General features: G+C 27.5%; 17 protein-coding genes. 6 read left to right on the top strand and 11 right to left on the bottom strand.

Translation table 4 applies throughout. The features are described from left to right. The first annotated feature begins 103 nt into the window (after positions 1-103). The 6 genes from ACT1UH_RS03150 (at position 104) to ACT1UH_RS03125 (ending at position 8,256) form a co-directional block, all read left to right on the top strand. Positions 104-1,597, top strand: a complete 1,494-nt coding sequence (locus ACT1UH_RS03150; protein ID WP_444704961.1) for a hypothetical protein — start codon at positions 104-106, stop codon at positions 1,595-1,597. A 204-nt stretch (positions 1,598-1,801) separates the two neighbouring features. After that, entirely contained in the window at positions 1,802-3,862 is a 2,061-nt protein-coding gene (locus ACT1UH_RS03145; protein ID WP_444704960.1) for an MYPU_1760 family metalloprotease, read from the top strand. Between the two features lie 54 nt (positions 3,863-3,916). Then, the gene (locus ACT1UH_RS03140) at positions 3,917-4,771 is read left to right on the top strand and encodes a methionyl-tRNA formyltransferase (protein ID WP_444704959.1); all 855 of its coding nucleotides are present in this window, start codon (positions 3,917-3,919) and stop codon (positions 4,769-4,771) included. After that, positions 4,737-5,405, top strand: a complete 669-nt coding sequence (locus ACT1UH_RS03135) for a uracil-DNA glycosylase (RefSeq protein WP_444704958.1) — start codon at positions 4,737-4,739, stop codon at positions 5,403-5,405. The genes ACT1UH_RS03140 and ACT1UH_RS03135 overlap by 35 nt, the downstream gene beginning before the upstream one ends. Before the next feature lie 77 nt (positions 5,406-5,482). Next, positions 5,483-6,862, top strand: a complete 1,380-nt coding sequence (locus tag ACT1UH_RS03130) for a M17 family metallopeptidase (protein ID WP_444704957.1) — start codon at positions 5,483-5,485, stop codon at positions 6,860-6,862. A gap of 17 nt (positions 6,863-6,879) precedes the next feature. Further along, the gene (locus ACT1UH_RS03125) at positions 6,880-8,256 is read left to right on the top strand and encodes a M17 family metallopeptidase (RefSeq protein WP_444704956.1); all 1,377 of its coding nucleotides are present in this window, start codon (positions 6,880-6,882) and stop codon (positions 8,254-8,256) included. A 145-nt stretch (positions 8,257-8,401) separates the two neighbouring features. Here ACT1UH_RS03125 and ACT1UH_RS03120 read toward each other — a convergent pair whose 3' ends face one another. From ACT1UH_RS03120 to ACT1UH_RS03070, 11 genes are all read right to left on the bottom strand, one after another. After that, positions 8,402-9,874 (bottom strand): IdeS/Mac family cysteine endopeptidase, encoded by a 1,473-nt coding sequence (locus ACT1UH_RS03120; RefSeq protein ID WP_444704955.1) that lies wholly within the window; start codon positions 9,872-9,874, stop codon positions 8,402-8,404. A gap of 192 nt (positions 9,875-10,066) precedes the next feature. After that, positions 10,067-11,317, bottom strand: a complete 1,251-nt coding sequence (locus ACT1UH_RS03115) for an IdeS/Mac family cysteine endopeptidase (protein WP_444704954.1) — start codon at positions 11,315-11,317, stop codon at positions 10,067-10,069. 64 nt (positions 11,318-11,381) lie between these two features. Beyond that, a complete protein-coding gene (locus tag ACT1UH_RS03110) occupies positions 11,382-12,533 on the bottom strand; it encodes a hypothetical protein (RefSeq protein WP_444704953.1) in 1,152 nt (383 codons plus the stop codon). A 232-nt stretch (positions 12,534-12,765) separates the two neighbouring features. Beyond that, positions 12,766-13,098: a hypothetical protein gene (locus tag ACT1UH_RS03105; RefSeq protein WP_444704951.1), complete on the bottom strand. Its 333-nt coding sequence runs from the start codon at positions 13,096-13,098 to the stop codon at positions 12,766-12,768. A 49-nt stretch (positions 13,099-13,147) separates the two neighbouring features. After that, positions 13,148-13,921, bottom strand: coding sequence for a hypothetical protein (locus ACT1UH_RS03100; protein ID WP_444704950.1), 774 nt, complete (start codon positions 13,919-13,921; stop codon positions 13,148-13,150). 211 nt (positions 13,922-14,132) lie between these two features. After that, positions 14,133-15,254: a hypothetical protein gene (locus tag ACT1UH_RS03095; RefSeq protein WP_444704949.1), complete on the bottom strand. Its 1,122-nt coding sequence runs from the start codon at positions 15,252-15,254 to the stop codon at positions 14,133-14,135. Positions 15,255-15,472: 218 nt separating this feature from the next. Beyond that, positions 15,473-16,114, bottom strand: a complete 642-nt coding sequence (locus ACT1UH_RS03090; RefSeq protein ID WP_438340549.1) for a hypothetical protein — start codon at positions 16,112-16,114, stop codon at positions 15,473-15,475. After that, positions 16,086-16,433 (bottom strand): hypothetical protein, encoded by a 348-nt coding sequence (locus tag ACT1UH_RS03085; protein WP_438340548.1) that lies wholly within the window; start codon positions 16,431-16,433, stop codon positions 16,086-16,088. The genes ACT1UH_RS03090 and ACT1UH_RS03085 overlap by 29 nt, the downstream gene beginning before the upstream one ends. Positions 16,434-16,521: 88 nt before the next feature. Then, positions 16,522-16,740 (bottom strand): hypothetical protein, encoded by a 219-nt coding sequence (locus ACT1UH_RS03080; protein ID WP_444704948.1) that lies wholly within the window; start codon positions 16,738-16,740, stop codon positions 16,522-16,524. A 349-nt stretch (positions 16,741-17,089) separates the two neighbouring features. Further along, on the bottom strand, positions 17,090-17,716 hold the full coding sequence (locus ACT1UH_RS03075) for a hypothetical protein (protein ID WP_438340546.1): 627 nt from the start codon (positions 17,714-17,716) through the stop codon (positions 17,090-17,092). A gap of 360 nt (positions 17,717-18,076) precedes the next feature. Continuing rightward, entirely contained in the window at positions 18,077-20,074 is a 1,998-nt protein-coding gene (locus tag ACT1UH_RS03070; protein ID WP_444704947.1) for a variable surface lipoprotein, read from the bottom strand. Between the last annotated feature and the right edge of the window lie 247 nt (positions 20,075-20,321).

Below are 20,321 nucleotides of genomic sequence, written 5' to 3'. Positions count from 1 at the left end.
CTAATAATTATAATAACTTTAAAATAAGAGTAAAATATTCGTTAAATTGCAACAAAAATGGGCCACCTAACATATATAGTAAAATGTTATAGGTGGTCTTATTATGCATGAAATAGAATTAAACTATTTTCAATTAAATAGAAAACGAAAATTAGATGTTATAACTACATATTCTAATTTAACAAATAAGCAATTATCTTTAAAAGCAAAATGTTCAATATCAACCATAAAAAGATTAAAACAAAAATTAAGAAATGCTAAATTATGCAAAAAAGAGGTTAACTTAGCACATGGCAATCAATGAGGCGATAGAAAAAAGATTTACAGTAATGATTTAATTATCAATTATGGAAAAAAATACGAAAGTGAAAAATTAATTGCTGGAACAAAAAATAGTTCTTGTAATTCATATATGTCTTACCGTTTGTTTTATGAGAGAATAGCTAATGTAAAAATATCATATAGTCAATTAACAAGAAGACTTACGCAAAGCGGATTTCTAAGTGCTTTTGCTCATAAAAATACAATAAAAAGACAAAAAACTTTTGTAAAAAAATATATACCTTATAAGCCAAATATTTTGCCTAAAGAAAAGATTGCAAAACCAACCATAATCTCAAAAAGAAAATTAGTAAATATGGGCGAATGTGTTGAACTTGATGGATTTATTCATTTTTATGTTGATCAAACCTTATGAACAATTGTTGCATGTATCGATGTTTCAACTTCAAAAGTTTTATCACTTTATTTTGACGAAAAAGCCGAATCAGTAAAAGGTTATCAAATTATTATTCAAGATATGATTAATAAATATGGGATACCAAAAGTAATGATTAGCGATAATAGAATGAATTTTCATAATAACCTTGAATCTAGCGCTATTTTGTATGATGCAGTCACAAAATTAGGTACTGAATTTATAACAACATCAGTATCTAATGAAAAACCACATATAGAAAGTTTTTGGAGAATTGCACATAATAGAATTCCGATATTTTTAAAAGATAGAAATATTAAAACAAACCAAGACGCTAATAAATATAGATGCGAAATTATTGCAATGCTTAATGATATAAAAACAAGAAAATCAATTACCGATTCTGAAAAAAATGAATTTAGAAAACCAAACAGCGCAACTCTTGAAGCTTATTTTGATTTGCCAATTAAAAGACAAATTTTTAATGGAATTGTAACATTTAAAAATAAAAAATATATTCCTAAAAATGAAAAAAATCAAAAAATAAAAGTCACATCAAAAAATGATGCAACTTTTATAATAGGTGCAAATCAACAATACTATTTTCACATAAACAATAAAAGATATAAAGCTTTTGAATTAAATGAAAATGACATTCAAATGTATGAGAAAATAGCATATAGTAAAAAGCTTCCTCTTGAAATATCGGTGGTTAAAAAAATTGTGAAACATCAAGAAGCCGGATATTACTACAATCAAATGTTATCTAAAAAAACAGAAATTTTAGAATCTTTTGTTAAAACTGGTCTTATTTCACAAAGAGAAATAGATTTAATGCGATCAATTAATGAAGATTTAGAAAAAATAAGAAGAGATATAAATAAAATTGTAATTTTATAATAAATTATTCTATTCCTAAAAGTAGAGCTATTTTTTTATATTTTTTTATTAGAAATTATGCAAAATGTATAATTAAACAAATTCAAAATATCGGTGGCTCATTTTTCACGCTAATTAATGTAATAACTTTAAAATAAGAGTAAAATATTTAATATTGATTTATTAAATGCCTTAAAAAATATAATATTCAAAAACTGGAGGCTTATGTTAGAAGAAAAAAAGAAAAAACCTAGTGGAAAAAAATTTCTACTAGGTTTATCAATTTTTGCTATATCAGCAGGTTTTATTGCCACGGCTGGTTATTTTGGTTATAAAGCAGTTTTTGAAAAATTAGATGGTGGCGCTATTGATGAGGGGATTGTTCCGCTGCGAAATTCAGAAAATGATTTAAGCAAAACATCATTAAACGAAGATAATATCCCTTTTGAGATAAGAACAAGTGATGATGCCCTTATTTTTAATAGAAAAACAAGTAATTCATCAAGAGAACTTAATCCAAATTTTAAAGTGGGAAATTTAAGTTTTGTCGAAAAACCAATCGCTAGAACACCAAACGGAGAACCTGTCTATTATCTAGGAAAAGAAGGAATGCTTTTACTAAATAAAATGTTTAAACAAAGGGCACTTTATGGTCCGGAAATAAATGCAATTAAAAGAATCAATATAAATGTGCCAAATGATGAATTGCAAGAAGATCGAACTAACGGAGCTTATTTTCCTGCAAATCGCGAAATGTACATCTTTGTAAATAAAATAGTTGAAAACAATCTAAAACTTTTGAATCAACCAGTAGAAAAAAGAATTGAAATTATTTTTGGTACTCTAATGCATGAATACACTCATCATATTGATAATATGTATAATAAATCAATAAAAAGGGGTGATGAACTTGCAAATAGTGATCTTATTGAATATGAGGGTGATCACAACTATTATCATATAGAAACAAATAATGCTAAATTTTTGAATGAATTTCGTAAAAATTTAAACTATGATAACACAAGAGATAATAAACTTTTATTAAGAAATAGTCAAGATTTTCTGCATGACCAAGACCAATTACCAGTTTACAAGTTTTATAGTGCCAATGAACTTTTTAGAATAGCAAACGTTAAAATAACACCTCTTGAGGCTAAAAAATATGAACCCCTTGATTCTAGAAGGTTTTATTTCAATAATAATAAATATCAAAATGTTTCTTTTATTGAACCAACTAATTTGCAATCAATAAGATATCTTTTCTCATTTACTGAGCTTGTACCAAGAGAAATAATTAAGCTTTCGCTAGGGCCAAATGCTTGGTTTTATAACTCTAATCGAAGCCAATTTGAAAACTATTTTTATTTTCGAAAAAACAATCGAACTGGTGAATTAATTTTTAATGCTGCTGGTGATGATATCCTAAAAAATATCGCTATCTTGAGAAAAGGCAATTTTTCAAATTCAAATGAATTAGCTACATTTGCATCCAATTGAGTTTTTAAAGACCAACTAGAAAACTTCCGTTCAAGTATTTATAATATTAGAACAAATGAATATGAGCGTCCATTTGCAAATGTTGGTAACTCGCACCATAAAGGCTTGTTCAAAGCTTATGTTGACCTAATGGGCTGAGGAGAACTTATAAGTTTTGCAAATTATAATATTCAAAATAACGATTCAAAGAATATTAATCTAGGCGGGTATTTTGAATTACCACAAAAAATTATTGAACAAAAGAAAAATAATCGTATCAAATCTAAACTAATTTTTGTAGACCTAAATGATAACAATAATACTCTGGAAATTGATTATAAATTGCAAAATTATAACCTTACAACGAAAAAGGTCTGAAATTCTATATACTATTTCGATATCAAAGATAACAAACAAAAAGATTACTATGATGAATCATGAGTATATCCAAAGTTATTTAAAGACAAATATCAATATGTTTCATATTTTGCTAAAAATATAGATAGGAATATTCTTAATAAGAAATTTAAAAATAAGAAGTTTGATGTTAAATTATGAGTTGACCTTGATAACAACGGCACATATGACCTGAATAAAAAGGATAATAAGGAAATTATTTCATTATTAAATGATAATGTATGAAATAATAGCGGCAAAAAATTCTATGCTAGATTTAAAAATAATAAGCGCCGCACCACAACATATCGAAATAACAGATCAAATTTTATAAACAATTTACAATATGAACTTTTTAGCATCAACCAAAATAATGAAACAAAAAAATATTACTATACAATTAAAAACTATTAAGCTAACTTTTGTTAGCTTTTATTTTTATTTAAGATATCAAGTATAATTTTTTTTATGAAAAAAATTAGATTAGTTTTAGCTGGAACCGCCGAATTTTCAAAAATAATATTTAAGTCATTAATAAAAGATGAACGTTTTGAAGTCTCTTGTCTAATTAGCCAACCAAACAAAAAATTTGATAGAAACAAAAATGTATTACAAACCCCAATTGCGCAACTTGCTAATGAATTCAATATTAAACTCTACCAACCAGAAAAAATCAAAGATATCTATGAAGAACTAAAAGCAATTGACTTTGACTTTTTTATCACAGCATCATTCGGGCAATTTATTCCAAACAGCATTTTAAAATTACCAAATAAACTACCTTTAAATGTTCATGGCAGTTTATTAGAGAAATACCGTGGAGCTTCGCCAATACAATATACACTTTTAAACAATGATAATAAAGCCGGAATCTCTTTGATTGAAATGATTGATAAAATGGATGCAGGTGATATCTTGAAAACATTAGAAATTGAAATATCAGAACAAGACAGCGCTATTGAACTATTTGATAGACTAGGCTTAGAAACTTCAAAAGTAATTGGTAATTGGTTGCAACAAATTTACAATAATGATTTCACAAGAAAAATTCAAGATGAAAATCTAGTAACATTTGCTCCTAAAATTCAAAATGAGGAAGCTGAAATTTTTGAAACATTAACCTGTCAAGAAGCACTAAATAAAATAAGGGCATTCAATGATCAGCCAGGCGCTTTCATAATTATTAATAATAAAAGGTTAAAAATTTATCGCGCGACAAAAAACAAAATCCAAACACCGATAAAAATAAAGTTTTCAGATGGTTATTTATATCTAATTGAATACCAATATGAAGGCAAGAAAAAAGTTAAACATGAATTTTAATTTTGAAAATTTTCTTGCTAAGCAAAAAGAACAAGAATATTGAAAAAAGATTGAAATTATATTAAAAAATGAAGATCTAGTACCATCAAAAAATAATGTTTTTAACGCTTTTACAAATTTTGATTTTAGTAATATAAAACTCATTATTTTAGGACAGGACCCTTATCCTACAAATGATAATGCCGACGGCCTTTGTTTTTCTTCAAAAAATAAAATAACGCCTGCGTCCTTGAAAAATATTTTTAAGGAAATCAAAAATTCCTATCCTCAAATTAAATTTAATAGCAATGATCTTACAAATTGAAAAAATCAAGGCGTCTTATTATTAAATACAATATTAACAACACTCAAAAACAAAACACAAGCTCACAAAAATCAAGGTTGAGAAATATTTAACTTAAATCTTATAAGAGAAATTCTTTCATATTATGATGGGATTTTATTTCTAGCCATGGGAATCGATGCTCAAAACTTTATTAAAACTCTAAATATTAAGGAAGAATATATATTTAAAACGGCACATCCTTCGCCCCTATCTTGTTGGCGGGGTTTCTTTAATAGTAATATATTTAAAAGAATAAATGAAAAACTTATATCGCTAGGAAAGAATGAAATTGATTGAAGTACAAAATAATATATTTAAACTAAAAATGATTATAATTTAAGAATACTATTATGTAAATAGTATTTTTTTATTAATAAGGAGACTTTATGATATCGAATTGCGAAACAAAACGTAATGAAAATATGTTATTAAAAGTTGCTTATGAGGGACAAGAATTTTGTTCTTGCGTAGCAAAAACTCATTTGTTTATTAGCGAAAACTTTGATAAAAATATTGCTTATATTTATGTTTCAAAAGACATTAAGGATTACTACGGTTTTATAAAAGTGGTTGATCATATTATCAATGTAAAACGTAGAAGTTATCAGATTGATGTTTTATCATTTGCAAATCTTCCTTTTTTGACTGTTAAGGAAGTTTTAAGAGCGTTTATAACAAGAATGGAATTTCACGGAGCAAAATTATATTCTGCTAAACAAAAATGTGAAAATAAGAATGAAGAAGAAAAAAACGAAATTAAACTAACACTTTTTCTTGAAGAAAATAGTTATGCTGAATATATTGAAAAATTAACGATAATTTCCAAAAATGTTTCAAAAACACGTAATCTGCAAATCACACCACCTAACATAGCGACAAGTGAGTGAATCGCTGATGAAGTTAAAAAGGATTTCGAAGAAGTTGAAGGATTATCGATTAAAGTATTAAATAAGGCTGAAATTGAAGAACTAGGAATGGGTCTAATGTTAGCTGTTAATGCTGGTTCTTCATATGAGCCAAGAGTTGTTATTGCCGAATACAACGGAAATCCAAATAGCAAAGAAAAATTTGTCTATGTTGGTAAAGGTATAACCTTTGATACAGGTGGATATAACACCAAAGGTTACCATATGGATGGGATGAAATTTGATATGTCAGGTTCTGCCATCGTAGCCTACGCGCTAAAATCAATTGCACAGCTAAAAATAAAAGCAAATGTAGCTGCAATCATGATGCTAACCGATAATGCTATCGATACCCATGGAACTCTACCTGAATCTGTTATTAAATCAATGAGTGGAAAGACTGTCGAAATTACTGATACAGATGCTGAAGGACGCTTAGTTTTAGCTGACGGAATTTACTATGGTGCCACAAAGCTAAATGCTTCTTTGATTGTTGATGTAGCAACTCTAACTGGTGCAATGTTAAGGGCACTAGGAAAAACATACTCAGGTATTTATTCTTCATGTGACAAAAGATGAGAAGAATTTGAGGAAGCAGCAGAGATAGCTCATGAAAAAGTTTGAAGACTTCCAATGCATGAAGAATTTCATAAAACCAATAAGTCATCACTAATTGCTGATTTAAATAATTACAATAATTCATCAAAGGCTGATTCCAATTCTGCTGCGATGTTTTTAAATGAATTTGCAAACAAAGTTGATTTTATTCACTGTGATGTTGCCGGAACTGCTGATGCAAAAAATATGGGCTTGGGGATCCTAGTTTCAACATTAGTTGAACTAGCTGAAAAGCAAAAATAGAAAGGTAATTTAAAACTATGGAACTAATTAAAAAAATTGATGAAAAACGTAATGATTTTCTATTGTTAAAAGCAGTCTTTAAGGGTGATAAATTACCAAAAAATCTTGTCGAAAAGGATTTTACAATTACAGAATTTCTTAGCGAAAATGTTGCTTATGTTTACATGGGAGAAAGAGAAAAAATCAATTATAATAATATTTTTGATTTTGCTAAATCATTAGCTACAAATGCTGCAAGAAATTATCAAATCGATGTCGCTACATTTCCTGTTGATAACAAAATATGTATCTATGACACTGTTGATGCATTTACAAAAGGAATAAATTTTTCAGCAGCCAAACTTTATAATAAAAAAACCATCTATAAAAAAGAAAATCATAACAATCTTTCACTATATTTGCAAAATCCTACAAGCGATTTAATAGCCCACTTTAACAAGGCGGTGATTCTATCTGAAGCACTAAATTGAGCAAGAAATTTAGGCGTTACGCCTCCTAATGAACTAAACTCTGAACAACTAGCAATAATTGCACAAGAGGAACTAAGCCAATATCAAAATCTAAAGATAACAGTTTTAAACAAAAAACAAATTGAAAATCTAAACATGGGTCTGCTACTATCAGTTAATAGAGGTTCAATTTACGAGCCACGTGTTGTTATTATAGAATATAATGGTAACGAATTATCAAAAGAAAAAACCGTTTTGGTTGGTAAAGGTATTACATTCGACTCGGGTGGTTACAATATTAAAACCGGTCGCCATATGAATGGAATGAAATATGATATGGGCGGATCTGCTGTTGTAGCTGCCGTTATGAAAATAATTGCTCAAACTAAACCAAAAACTAATGTAGCAGCTATCATGTGCATTACCGATAATAGAGTTAATGGTGACGCCTCACTTCCTGATTCAGTTTGAACTTCAATGAGCGGAAAGACTGTTGAGGTAAATAATACTGATGCCGAAGGTCGTTTAGTTATGGCCGATGGTTTATACTATGGTGCAACAAAACTAAAAGCTACAAGATTAATTGACGTTGCGACCTTAACTGGAGCAATGATTATGGCTTTAGGTGACACATACACCGGGGTATGATCAACAACTAAAAAGGGTTGAGAAGATACAAAAAATGCCGCAAAAATTCAACATGAATTAGTGTGAAGAATGCCACTTGATGATGAATATGCTGAATATATTAAAGGTTCAATTGTTGCGGATCTAAAAAATACAGATTTTACCGGAAATGCTGGTTCTTCTTCAGCGGCGATGTTTTTAAAAGAATTTACCAACGATATAGAATATATACACTTTGATATAGCAGGGACATGTGATATTAATGAAAAACCAATGTTTGCAATGGTTAAAACAATATCAGAACTAGTATCAAAATAACATAAATAGGGGTATTATAAAAAAATTTTGTGTAAATTAATCTCTGGCTTACTTTTTAGTAAGTGATTTGAGAATAGTAATTACACAAAATTATCTACGATACCAAAATAATAAAAAAATTCAGATCCTTTTAATCTGAATTTTTTTATGACTTATTTTTAGATTGATTATTAAAATAATCTTCCCAATAGTTAACGCCTAACCCAAAACTATATATATCTAGTGCTTGCGTTATATTTTCTTTTCTTGCTCCAATATATACCTTTCCATCGGCAGCGTTAAAATCAACTCTATATCTTTTAATACCAAGACGTTTTCTAACACCTTCCTGTTCAAATGCAAATCTCGGATCGTCTGAATCAGTTACATAAAGAGCCTTTATTATCCCATCTTTATCAAAATCAGCTCCTCAAACATTTATAATGTGATTAATTGAAACGCTACCATATGTATGAGATATACCAATAGCCTTATTAGCTTCAATTTCTCGTCTAAGTCTATCTGAGAGTGGTTTTGCGTAGGCGCCATAACCAAAATGTCAACGGTCCGTTAATAAGTGTTTACCAAAAACGTCCTTAAAGAACCCAAGAAATCCAGATTTACCTTTTTCATAATTAATTTCTTGGTTGCGTTGTTGCCTATTAGAATAACCATAACCATTTATATAAGTATCAAAAATTTTATCTGGCCAAACAGTGCGCCCGACATAAAGTTTCTTAAAAATTTCAAATAATTGACTATGTTCTGTTTTTGTTTTTATATTATCATTATTAGCCTCAAGAAACTTATTAATTTCGCGAAAATCTATTTCATTATTTTTTCCTATTATTCCTTTTTGTGGATCATTTAAATACTTATTAATATAGTCCTTGTTTTGTATGCTTCAATAGTGAATAGCATTTGCTGCAACTACTGCAGCACAAAGTAAATTATCACCACGGTCAAAATCTTTATTGATATCAAATCATCCTTCTTCATTATCATTATGAGCATATCATCAACTGTCGATATCGTCGCTTGCGTTAATATGATGGAAAAATTTACTAAAATTAGGATTTACACCCTTTAAAAATAAAGTTTCAACTGCACCTTCACTTTTTAGAAAATCACCTAACGGAGTATTCAATAGTTGTTGTGTTTTATCGTTTGGTGAAGGAATTTTTGGTAAATTTGGGACTTCTGACTTTGGGGCAGGAATTAATTCTAACTGCGGAATTTTCTTTGGTTCATCTGCTTTATTATTAATCGATGGTCCGAGTGGTATTTGTGGAATTATATTATTTTCTTTATTCTTTTTTATAGAGGGACCTAATTTAATTTGCGGAATAACATTAGTATTGTTGCCTTTATTTTTAATAGTTGGATCCGGGATAATTTGCGGATTTTTTTCTTCTTTTTTCTTTTTATGCGGAGGAGTTAAAGGTTTTGAATCATTGATTCTTTCCTCAACATTATTTTCATTAGGATTATGCATATGTGTATTATTATGTGGTTGTTCAGAATCTGGTTTAGGGGATGGCTCCATAACATTTCTATTTTGACATGATAAAACAACAGACGACATAGATAAAGTCGGAATAATGCCTAAAGTTAATAAAAACAACTTCCTTTTGCTCAATATTGAATACCTCATTTAAAATTAGTTTAACAAAGCAAAAAACATAATAAACGAGCCGATGTTTGTTGCTCCATTCAATATAATTTATACCATAGTTTTTTTTTTTTTTTTTGCATCTTTTGAAAAAAATTTACTCAAAAAGCATTTTGAAGCATAGAAAAAAATTCGGGTTTTTATTAATAACCCAAATTTTTATTGCTTATTTTTAGATAAATTCTTAAAGTATTGCTCTCAATATGTGGTTCCTAAACTAAAAGTGTAAATATCTAATGCCTCAGCTATATTTTCTTTTTTAGCACCGATAAAAACTTTCCCTTTTTGAGTATCAAAATTCACCTTGTATCTCTTAATACCAAGACGTTTTTTGATTCCGTCTTGTTCAAAGAAGGCTTCCTGATCATCTGAGTCAGTTACATAAAGGGCCTTAACTATCCCGTCTTTATCAAAATCAGCTCCCCAAACATTAACAATATGATTAACAACAACTGAACCATAGGTATGAGAGATAGCAAGTGCCTTATTTGATATTATTTCATTTCTTAATCTTTCGCTTAGATTCTTTGCACTATGCGCATTTCTAAATGACCATCTATTTGATAAAATATTACTTTCAAACACATCTTTAAAAAATCCTTTTCAGTTAGCTTTAAGACTCCAATTATTTGGATTATTTAACTGTTGCGATTTCGGTCCGATGCGAAAGTACGGATAACCATTTATTAATTCATCAAATAATTTAAATGGTGTAACAAAGCCCTTCCCAGTTCTTTTATCAACATTACCACCATAATCTTTTTTAATTCATTCAAAAAGTACGCTATTTTCTCTTGTAGTTCGAATTCCATCATTTCCCATATGATTAACAAAGGTATTCAAGTTGCGAAAATCAATTGTAATATCCTGCAATGAGTTTTTAAATGAAATTACTCCCTTTCTAGGATCTAGTAAATATTTATCTAAATATTGCCTATTTTGTTTAATTCAATAATGTAAAGCATTAACCACTACAATAGCACCACATAAAAAGTTATCGCCACGAGTAAATTCCTTATTGATATCAAATCATCCTTCTTCATTATCATTATGAGCATACCATCAGCTATCAACACCATCTTTTTGATTAACATAGTGAATAAATTTTGCAAAGTTAGGACTTACATCCTTTAAAAACAGAGATTCCACAACCTCCTCGTTGTGTAAAAATTTGCCCAGTTCTGTTCCTTTGATTTGCTGTGTCCTATCATTACCCAATGTTTTTCGTGGTTTATGAGGCGGAGCTGGCTTTAGATCAGGTGGGACAGGAGTAGGTTTTGGTACTGGTTCTGGTTCAGGTTGAGGTTTTGGTTTTATGTCATCCATTTTTTGACATGACAAAACAATTGCTGGTATAGAAATTACTGATATAATCTCAAAAGTAAATAATGTTGATTTTTTATGCTTCAATTTGGAAAAACCTCCTTGAAAATGATGATTTTCTTATGAACTATATTTTTACTATTGGTGCTATTTATTGAATTAAAGATAATTGTTCTTCTTGTTGAAAAATATTGGCAAGTAAATCTTTTATTTGTTCTCTTAAAGTAGTAAGTTTAGTTTTTCTATTATTTAATTCTAAACTTAGCTCCATATCTTCGCTATTTTGACTGTTTTTTGTCATTATTTGTTCTAATTGGTCATCAATATTCATTATGACAGAATTAGCAAGCGATAAATCCTTAAAAAGCTCTATTCTTTTATCTATTTGTTTCTTATATTCTTCAAATGTCTTAACTAAATTATCAATATCAAAGGAATTATTTTGTTCCTCTTTCTTTAATTCCATAAGTTGCATGATTTGTGTATCTATATTTTCTTTTTCATCTTCAAGTTCCATTATTTCCTGACGAGATTCAGAAAAATTTGGATCATAAGTTAAAAGTTTAATAACTTCTGATTTTCTTTGTTCATCATTCTTTTTTATTTCCTCAAATTCTTTTATCAACTCTTGAAAAACAGATTCATTTTCCTTATCGAATTCTTTTTCTTCATTAAGATTTTTAATTTGTTCATTCGCTTCACTAATTTCGTTATTTAATTCATCTAATTCCTGATTAATAACATTTTTTAGTTCTTGACTCTTTTGATCAATTATTTTTTCATTTTCATTAATTTTCTTTTCTAATTTTTCTGCTTCAGGATTAGGCTTAATCATGTCTTTCGCATCATCCTTATTTGCATTATTGGATTCATTATTGCCTTCATTATCATTGCCTTGTGAATTATCTTGATTAGATCCAGAATCATCTGATTCTTCGCTATCACTGGCATCGGGATTATTAGGATCAAAATCCTTATCACTAGGATCATCACCATCATTTTCATCCGTTTTAGATTCATCTTCATGTATATCTGGTTTTTTTATTTCAGGGCTTGTTTCGGGGCTATTTTCATTTGAATTATTACCCTCGATATTCGGCATTGTTCCCTCAGGAGTTTCAGGTTTTGGGCTATCGGTATTTTTTCCTAAATCTTTCGCATCGCTAATTTGCTTGTCTTTTTTATCAGTCATTTTTTCTAGCTTATTAGTTATGCCTTTACTACACGACATTACAACTATTGTTGTGAAAAATGGAACAGACAAACTAGCTAGTGACAACAAGATTCTACTAGATCTTTTCATATTTTCCCCTTTTTAATTAATGTGCTTTTCAATATAATATATACCATAGTTTTTTTTTTTTTTTTGCAAAGTGTATCTACTTTATTAAAATTGTTATTTATTTAAAAATATTAAAATTTAATTTTCTATTCATTTATTTCTGAAATGTAAAACTCTATTTTTATTAGATCTTAGTAATATTAAAAAATAAAATAAGATGATTATTAAATCATCTTATTAAATTTAGTAATCATTATAAGTATTTTTCAAGTTGTAATTGTTCTTGAGAAATTTTATCAATTAATTCTTTAATTTCCTTTCTTAATTTATACAAAAGGTCCTTCTTTTTATTCAATTTTTCTAGTTTTTCTTTAGCTAAAGGATCAGATTTTTTCATCAATTCTGCTATTTGGTTATCAATATCCTCAATTATCAAATTAGACACCGATAGTTTCTTATACAAATCTATTCTCTTATTTATTTCGCTCTTATTTTCTTCGAAAATTTTAATTAATTCTTCCGCATTTTTTTTATCAATTATTTCTTCTTGCAAATCCATTTTAATTTGTTCAATTTGAGCAATCACATCAGTTCTTTCTTGCTCTAATTCTGCTAATTGATTAGGAAACTCAGATTTATCTGCCTTGTAGTTTAATAATTCTTCAACTTTTTGCTTTCTTTGTTGACTCTCTGTTTTTAAATCTTCATATTCTTTTTTTTAATTCTTCGTATTCCTGAGCATTATCAGGATCGTCAACCTTACTTTGAGTTAGATTCTCAATTTGTTCTTCTGCATCTTCAATAGCTGCTTTTAAATCATTCAATTCTGATTTAGAAATAATTTCAAGTTCGACGATTTTTTTATCGATTTCATCTTCGTTAACCTTAATTTCATTTTGTATTTCTTGTGCTTCTGGACTAATTTTTGGTGTTATATCATCTTTTTTAGTATCAGGTGTTTTGATTAAACCCTTTTCTTTAAGAGAATTAAAAAGTTCAATCAAATCCTTTTCTTTGATTTGTGTTTCAATCTCTTGTAAACTTTTTTGTAATGATTCTAATTTAAACATTTCTTCTATTTCTTCGTCTGTCAAGTTGCTTAGCAATTCATCTTCTTTTGGATCTGGTGTAACTTCTGGGAGAGATGGTGATACAACAGTGTCTTTAGTGTCCTCATCTTCTGTTCTACCTTCTGGAAGGGTTTTTCCTAAATGTTTAATTTCTGGTTTCTTTTCTTGTTCTTTGCCTTCTTCTTTCTTTTTAGGATCTTGTGGTTTCTTTTGATCATCTATTTTAGGATTGCTAGGTTTATTATCATTATTTGAACTGCAAGAAATAACAGTTGCAGCTGTTATAAAAGGTATTGAGATACTTGCTAATGTTAATAAAATTTTGTTAGATTTTTTCATAAATTTCCCCTTAAAATGTTTATTAATTTACTAAATTACACCATAGTTTTTTTTTTTTTTTTTGTGAAATTTATCAACAAAATATCAAAAAATTCTGTTTTTATAAATAAAAGTTATTCTTAGTTTTATCAATTAAGTCTACTGGTTTAAGCCATTAATATAAAAAATAAGATGACTACAAAATCATCTTATTAAAATTTTTTTGTGCTACCTACAAATTTAGTTCAAGTTCTATTTCTTTTTGAAATACCTTTGCAATTAAATCTTCAATTTCTTCACTTAATTTATTTAAAGTTTTCATTTTATTATTTAATTGTGTTTTTAATTCTTCATCTTCAGGATCTTTATTAGGAGATTTTTCTAATTTTTCTATTTCCTTTTTGATATCTTCTACTATGGCATTAGCTATTGAAAGACGTTTATATATATTAATTCTTTTATCAATTTCTTGTTTATTTTTTTCAAAGACTTTGATTAAATCATTAATATTTTTACTATTGAAATCATCATCATTTAATAGTTTTCTTAACTCAACAATTTGGGAATCAGCGTCGGTTTTTTCTTGTTCTAATTCGACTATTTGATTAGAAAACTTAGAGTTATTTTCCTTATAATTGAATAATTCTTCTTTTTTTTGTTTGCTCTTTGTTTTTAAATCTTCATATTCCTTTATTAATGCTTCGTATTCCTTAGCATTATCAGCATCGTCGGCTTTGCTTTGAGTTAAATTATCAATTTGCTCGTCTGCATCCTCAATAACTGCTTCCAAATCATTCAATTCTGATTTAGAAATAGTTTCAAGTTCAACGGTTTTTTTATCAATTTTTTCTTCATTAACCTTAATTTCATTTTGTATTTTTTGCGCTTTAGGATTAACTACCATTGATCCATTAATTTGTCTATCAAAATCATCATAACTTATATCTGACGAGCCGAAGTTTAATAACTCATATGCTGGAGGTGTTTGATGATCTTTTGGTACATCTGGTGTTCCAAAAATTTGACGATTAAAATCTTCTAGCTTAACATCTTCTCTATCATATCCCAACAATTCAAAAGATGAAGGGACATCTGCATCATTTATTTTACCGGTTTCAGATTTATTTTTACCTTCACCATTTTTATGTTGGTTCTTAATTTCTGATTCTGGTTTCTTTTCTTGTTCTTTGCCTTCTTCCTTCTTTTTAGGATCATCTAGTTTCTTTTGATCATCTATTTTAGAATCATTAGGTTTTTTATCATTGTTTGTACTACATGAAATAACAGTTGCAGCTGCTATAAAAGGCAAGGAAATGCTAGTTAATGTTAATAAAATTTTGTTAGATTTTTTCATAATATCTCCTTAATGCAATTTTTAGATAAAAAAAATTAAACCATTTTTTTTTTTTTTTTTTTGGAAAATTTTTCAACAAAAAACAATAGATTTATTTTTGTCATAATAAAATATGCTTTTTAGTTTTGTTCTAAAAGCATTAAAAAATAAGATAAAAAAATAGGATAGTATATATAACTACCTTATATTATCATTTTGCCTATATTTATATTTTTTGCTTATAAATATTTAGAAATCTCTATTTCTTCCTGAAATACCTTCGCAATTAGATCTTTTATTTTCTCTCTTAATCTATAAAGATTATCCTTCTTTTGCTTCAATTCCATGGATAATGTTTCATTACTATCATCATTTGTGGAACTAATTGTTTTATTCTTCATTAGGCCCTCTATTTGATTATCAATATACTTAATTACCAAATTAGCTACCGATAAACGTTTATATAAATCTATTCTCTCATCTATTTCTATTTCATTTTTTTCAAAAATTTTAATTAATTCTTCCGCATTTTTCTTATCGATTATTTTTTCTTGTAAATCCATTTTAATTTGTTCGACTTGAGTATTAGCATCAGTTTTTTCTTGTTCCAATTCAGCTATTTGACTAGGAAATTCAGACTTATCTGGCTTGTAGTTTAATAATTCTTCGACTTTTGTTTTTCTTTGTTCGTTCTTTGTTTTTAAATCTTCATATTCCTTTATTAATGCTTCATATTCGCTAGCATTATCAACATCTGCCTTATTTTCAGATAGATTAGCAATTTGTTCTTTTGCGTCCTCTATTATTTCATTTAAATCATTCAATTCTGATTTAGAAATAATTTGAAGTTGATTACTTTTTTTGCGTAATCATTTCTTCATTTTCTTTGATCTCTTCTACTATTTTTGCGACCCTTGGGACAACATTTGGTGTTGCTGAATCTTGTTCACTAATTCCTGTTTTAGCATCCTCAAAATCACCTTCTTCATTACTATCTTCAATAATTAGATCGCCTAGATCATCACCATCATTTTTATCATTCACATCTTCAATAGATTCAGAATCGCTAAGTTCTTCTTCGCTATCTTCGGGGTTATTTGGATCGAATTCTTTATCATCCATATCTTCGCTGTCGTTAACTTGATCATTTTTATCATTGTTTTTAGATTTTAAAGATTCTTCATCATTAAATTCTCCCAAATTTTGGGAATTATCAATTTCCTGTTCTTTTTTAGTTGAATCTTCTTCTTGTTTTATTCGTTCTCCTTGAGGTGTTAAGGTTTTACCATTAGATGTTTCATTTTTTGGACTCTTCCAATTCTTTTTCTTTCAATTCCTTTATTTTATTGATTTTAGGTTTTTTAGTCTCATCTTCTTTTAACTTTTTATTTATATCCACTTCTGATTGTATAGGGTTCAAATTACTACATGATATTACTGAACAAGCGGCTACCGTTGATATTGATAAACTAGCTATGGTTAGCAAAATTTTACTTGATTTCTTCAATGCCGTCCTCCATTATGATTTTAAAATTAATATAAAACATATATTAGACATTAAAAAATGAAATTTACAATTATTTTAATATTTAAAAAATAGTACAAATATTCGAATTTCCTAAAATAATTTAAAATTATGAGCAAAATTTAGCTCTTTATAAAAATTATTCAATAATTATTTTGTTTACTTTTTATAATTCAAATTATAGTCAGCAAATACATATTTATAATTTATTAGCTTAATTTCTATATTTGATTTGCTATAATTAATTAATCTTAAAAATCGTGATTAAGGGGGTATGTGCTTTCTTTATAAATTGAGTTCAAGATATACATAGAAATATCAAAACTAAAACCTATCGGTTTTCAATTTTTGAAATAGCACTTTTTGGTCTATTATTATCATTATATATGGTGTCCGCAGCCATAGAAAAATTTGTATTTATTGGTGCTTTTAACATTTCAATAACATATGCAGTTTTTATTATTTTTGGTCTTGCGCTTGGGCCTTGAAAAGGGGCAATTATTGGTTTATTATGTGATACGATTAATCAACTGATCTTTGGAATATCAACATGGATGCCTGAGTATGCGATTGTCCCTATTTTAATAGCTTTTCTTGCTGGATATTTTATGAGAGGATTAAATAAAAAAAACGAAACTGCAACATGAGCAATTGGTTTTATTTTTCTAACCATTATTACAACAATTTTTATTTTAATCCTACTAAAAGAATATAATTCCCTACCAATTAGTGAGGGGTCTCTAAAAAGAAAAAGAAAACTATCAATCAACGCTGTTATAGGCATATCTACATTTGGAATAGCATCTATATGAATAATATCGGAAGCATTCTTAATAACATATTTAGTAACAAGAAATGTCCACGTTAAATATGCAATGTTTCTATTATTCAATATTTTATTAACTGTATTTGGAATACTAATCATAACTAGATGATTATGAGGTCCGTATGCATACATTAACTATCATAACCGTTTCCGAAGCGGGACATGAAAACATAGTGAATATTACTTCTTCTTTATGGTACCTATCATATTTAAGAGTTTAGTTGAAATACCAATTTATACATTTGCTATATTTGCAGTTTATCCAATTATTAGAATAATTAGAAACAAAATTAATTATGTATCTAAAAAAATAAGTGTTTTTTAACATATTGCAAAAAATAGTTTCTAGTCTCTAATAAAAATCAACACGGCTCAAAATTAAGACTTTTTTTACTTTCGTGTTTATAAACTATAAATAAAAATCTAGGTAGTAAAAACCTAGAATTTTATTTATATAAATTTTTAAATTACTTATTTCCAATAAAATTTATGCTAATTAACTTCAAATACAGTAACAAAAGCAAAGGATTCAACATTATTTTTTTTGTATCGAACAATTACAGAAATTTTTGTCTTAGACTTTTTGGTCTTAACCTCGAATTTTGTAGGTTTAATTATTTCAAATCCTTCAGGTACATTTATTTCGTAAACTAAATTGTCAAGGTTAAAATTTTCCTTGGTAAAACTACCATTATATTTAAGTTTTTTATCAAAACCTCTTGCTTTTATTTCTTCGGTTAATTGAAGTCTTTTGATATCCTCTTCTGCTGTTTTTTCATCGTTAATTTGAACTCTTGTTGAGCTTATTCTTGCATAATCCTTATTCAGAACATCAGACAAGCTACCCAAACTTACTTTTATTGATTTAATTTTTTTGTTTTCAATAACTGGCTTTGAAAATATTAGAACATTTTGTGTATTAATAAAGGTTTGGGTGTAATTGTAAAAGAATAATTCTGAATCAATTTGATAAGTTTTTTTGTTAAATTCAAAATGTTGGGCTGCTATAAATTTTTCACCATCTTTTAAAATTTTTTCTTTAATTTCATTATTTATTAAAACTAATTCTTTTGATTTAAGATTCTTCAAAGCCTTATCATGAATTCTTTTAAAACCATTATCACTAGTTAGATATTCATCAGAAGGTGTTTCCTGAAAATCAACTAATTTTATTTGTTTATATTGTTTATTTTCAATGGTATTAGTTGGAGCTTGGATATCTTCAAGAGGTTCTTGGCCTTTTTGCTTTCTTATATTATTTAATTCTTCAATGCCTAATTTATTCAAATCAAATTGCACGTCATATGATATCATAGGGCTTTTGCTTCAATCAGCAAAGGAAACTTCGATAGTTATTTTTTTAATATCGTTTTCTTCTTTTATATCTTTAAAAACATATTGTAATTGATGATTCTTTGTTGTTAATCAATAAGATTTATTAGTTAATTTTGCATAATCACCCTTTTCGATAAATGTTTTATCTTTTGAATAATAAGGATAAACAAGAACATTCTTAAGTTGTGCAACTAAAAATTCTTTTTGCTTTTCTTGTGTTAAATTATGAGGATTAATAGAAGAAGGATGCGCATATCTTTCTTTATCAATTGTTTTGGTTATCTTTTTACTTATTTTTTTGTCTGTATTTGAATATAATAGAATATCAATTTTATATTCATTATCAGATACCTTAACTAGATTAGAAAGTTCAAAATTATACAAATTTTTATCATATTCCGAAACAACAAAGTTAGGCTTATTTTCAAAATTATTAATTGATACATTCGTAAGTACATTTTGATAAGCCTTTTCATTATTAAATCTTATCTTTAACTTTGTAAGGTTCTCATCTAATTTTGTTTTTTCTTCTAATTCTTTGTTTATTTGATTCATACCTTTTTTTCATCCAGTTAGAATGAAAAATTTATTTTTTTCATGTCTTATATTGGTATTTTTCTTTTGTAGTCGATATATAAAGGTAATGTCATTAGTTTCTTCGTTTTTAACAGCCTTGTATTGACTAAATTCAAAAGTCTTAGGCAAAATCTTAATAATTTTGCTCAAATCAGCTTGCGCTAATGTAGTATTTTCTATACTTGGATAACTAAATCTTGTATACGATTCCGCTAATTTAAGCAACTCTTGATCAGATTTTTTTGACAAATTAGCAATTTTAGATTCCATTTCATTTTTTGCTATTTCCATATGGTTAGTAGTAGATTCTATCATAATTAAATCACTACTATTTTTTAGGATGTCCATAGCTTTATCTATAGCCTTTTGATAAACTTCCTCTTCTTCGAAGCTAAAAGCTAACGATGCCTTATTTGCACTAAAGATTCTGTTTGTTTCCTCAACAGAAGTTTTTAATAAATTCTTAATTTTTTTTAAATCTTTTTTTGCATCCTGACTGCATGAAATTGATATCACAGGAATGGTAATTAATGGTGAAATTAACCCTATTGATAATAAAATTCTCCTATTTTTAGACATAAAGTTCCTCCGTAAATTTAAAAGAAAAGGCCACAAAAAAGTGGCCTTTTTATCCCTTAGATTTTATTGATTTTAATTCTTAATCTGATTGATTTATTCATTTTATAGTGAAATTATAGCATAATTAACATAGGCATTATAAAAGCACTAAAAAAGTAATAAAAAAGTCCTAAAATGGACTTTTACTTGCAACTATGCGTATTTAATATATAACAACAAAAGATTTATTTTGTGCTTGGTTTAAATA

Origin of the sequence: Mycoplasma sp. 332 (genome assembly GCF_052378275.1) — a bacterium.
Taxonomy (GTDB): Bacteria; Bacillota_I; Bacilli_A; order Mycoplasmatales; family Metamycoplasmataceae; genus Metamycoplasma.
The sequence above is the reverse complement of the archived record's forward strand: the minus strand, read 5'-3'. Positions and strand labels throughout refer to the sequence as shown.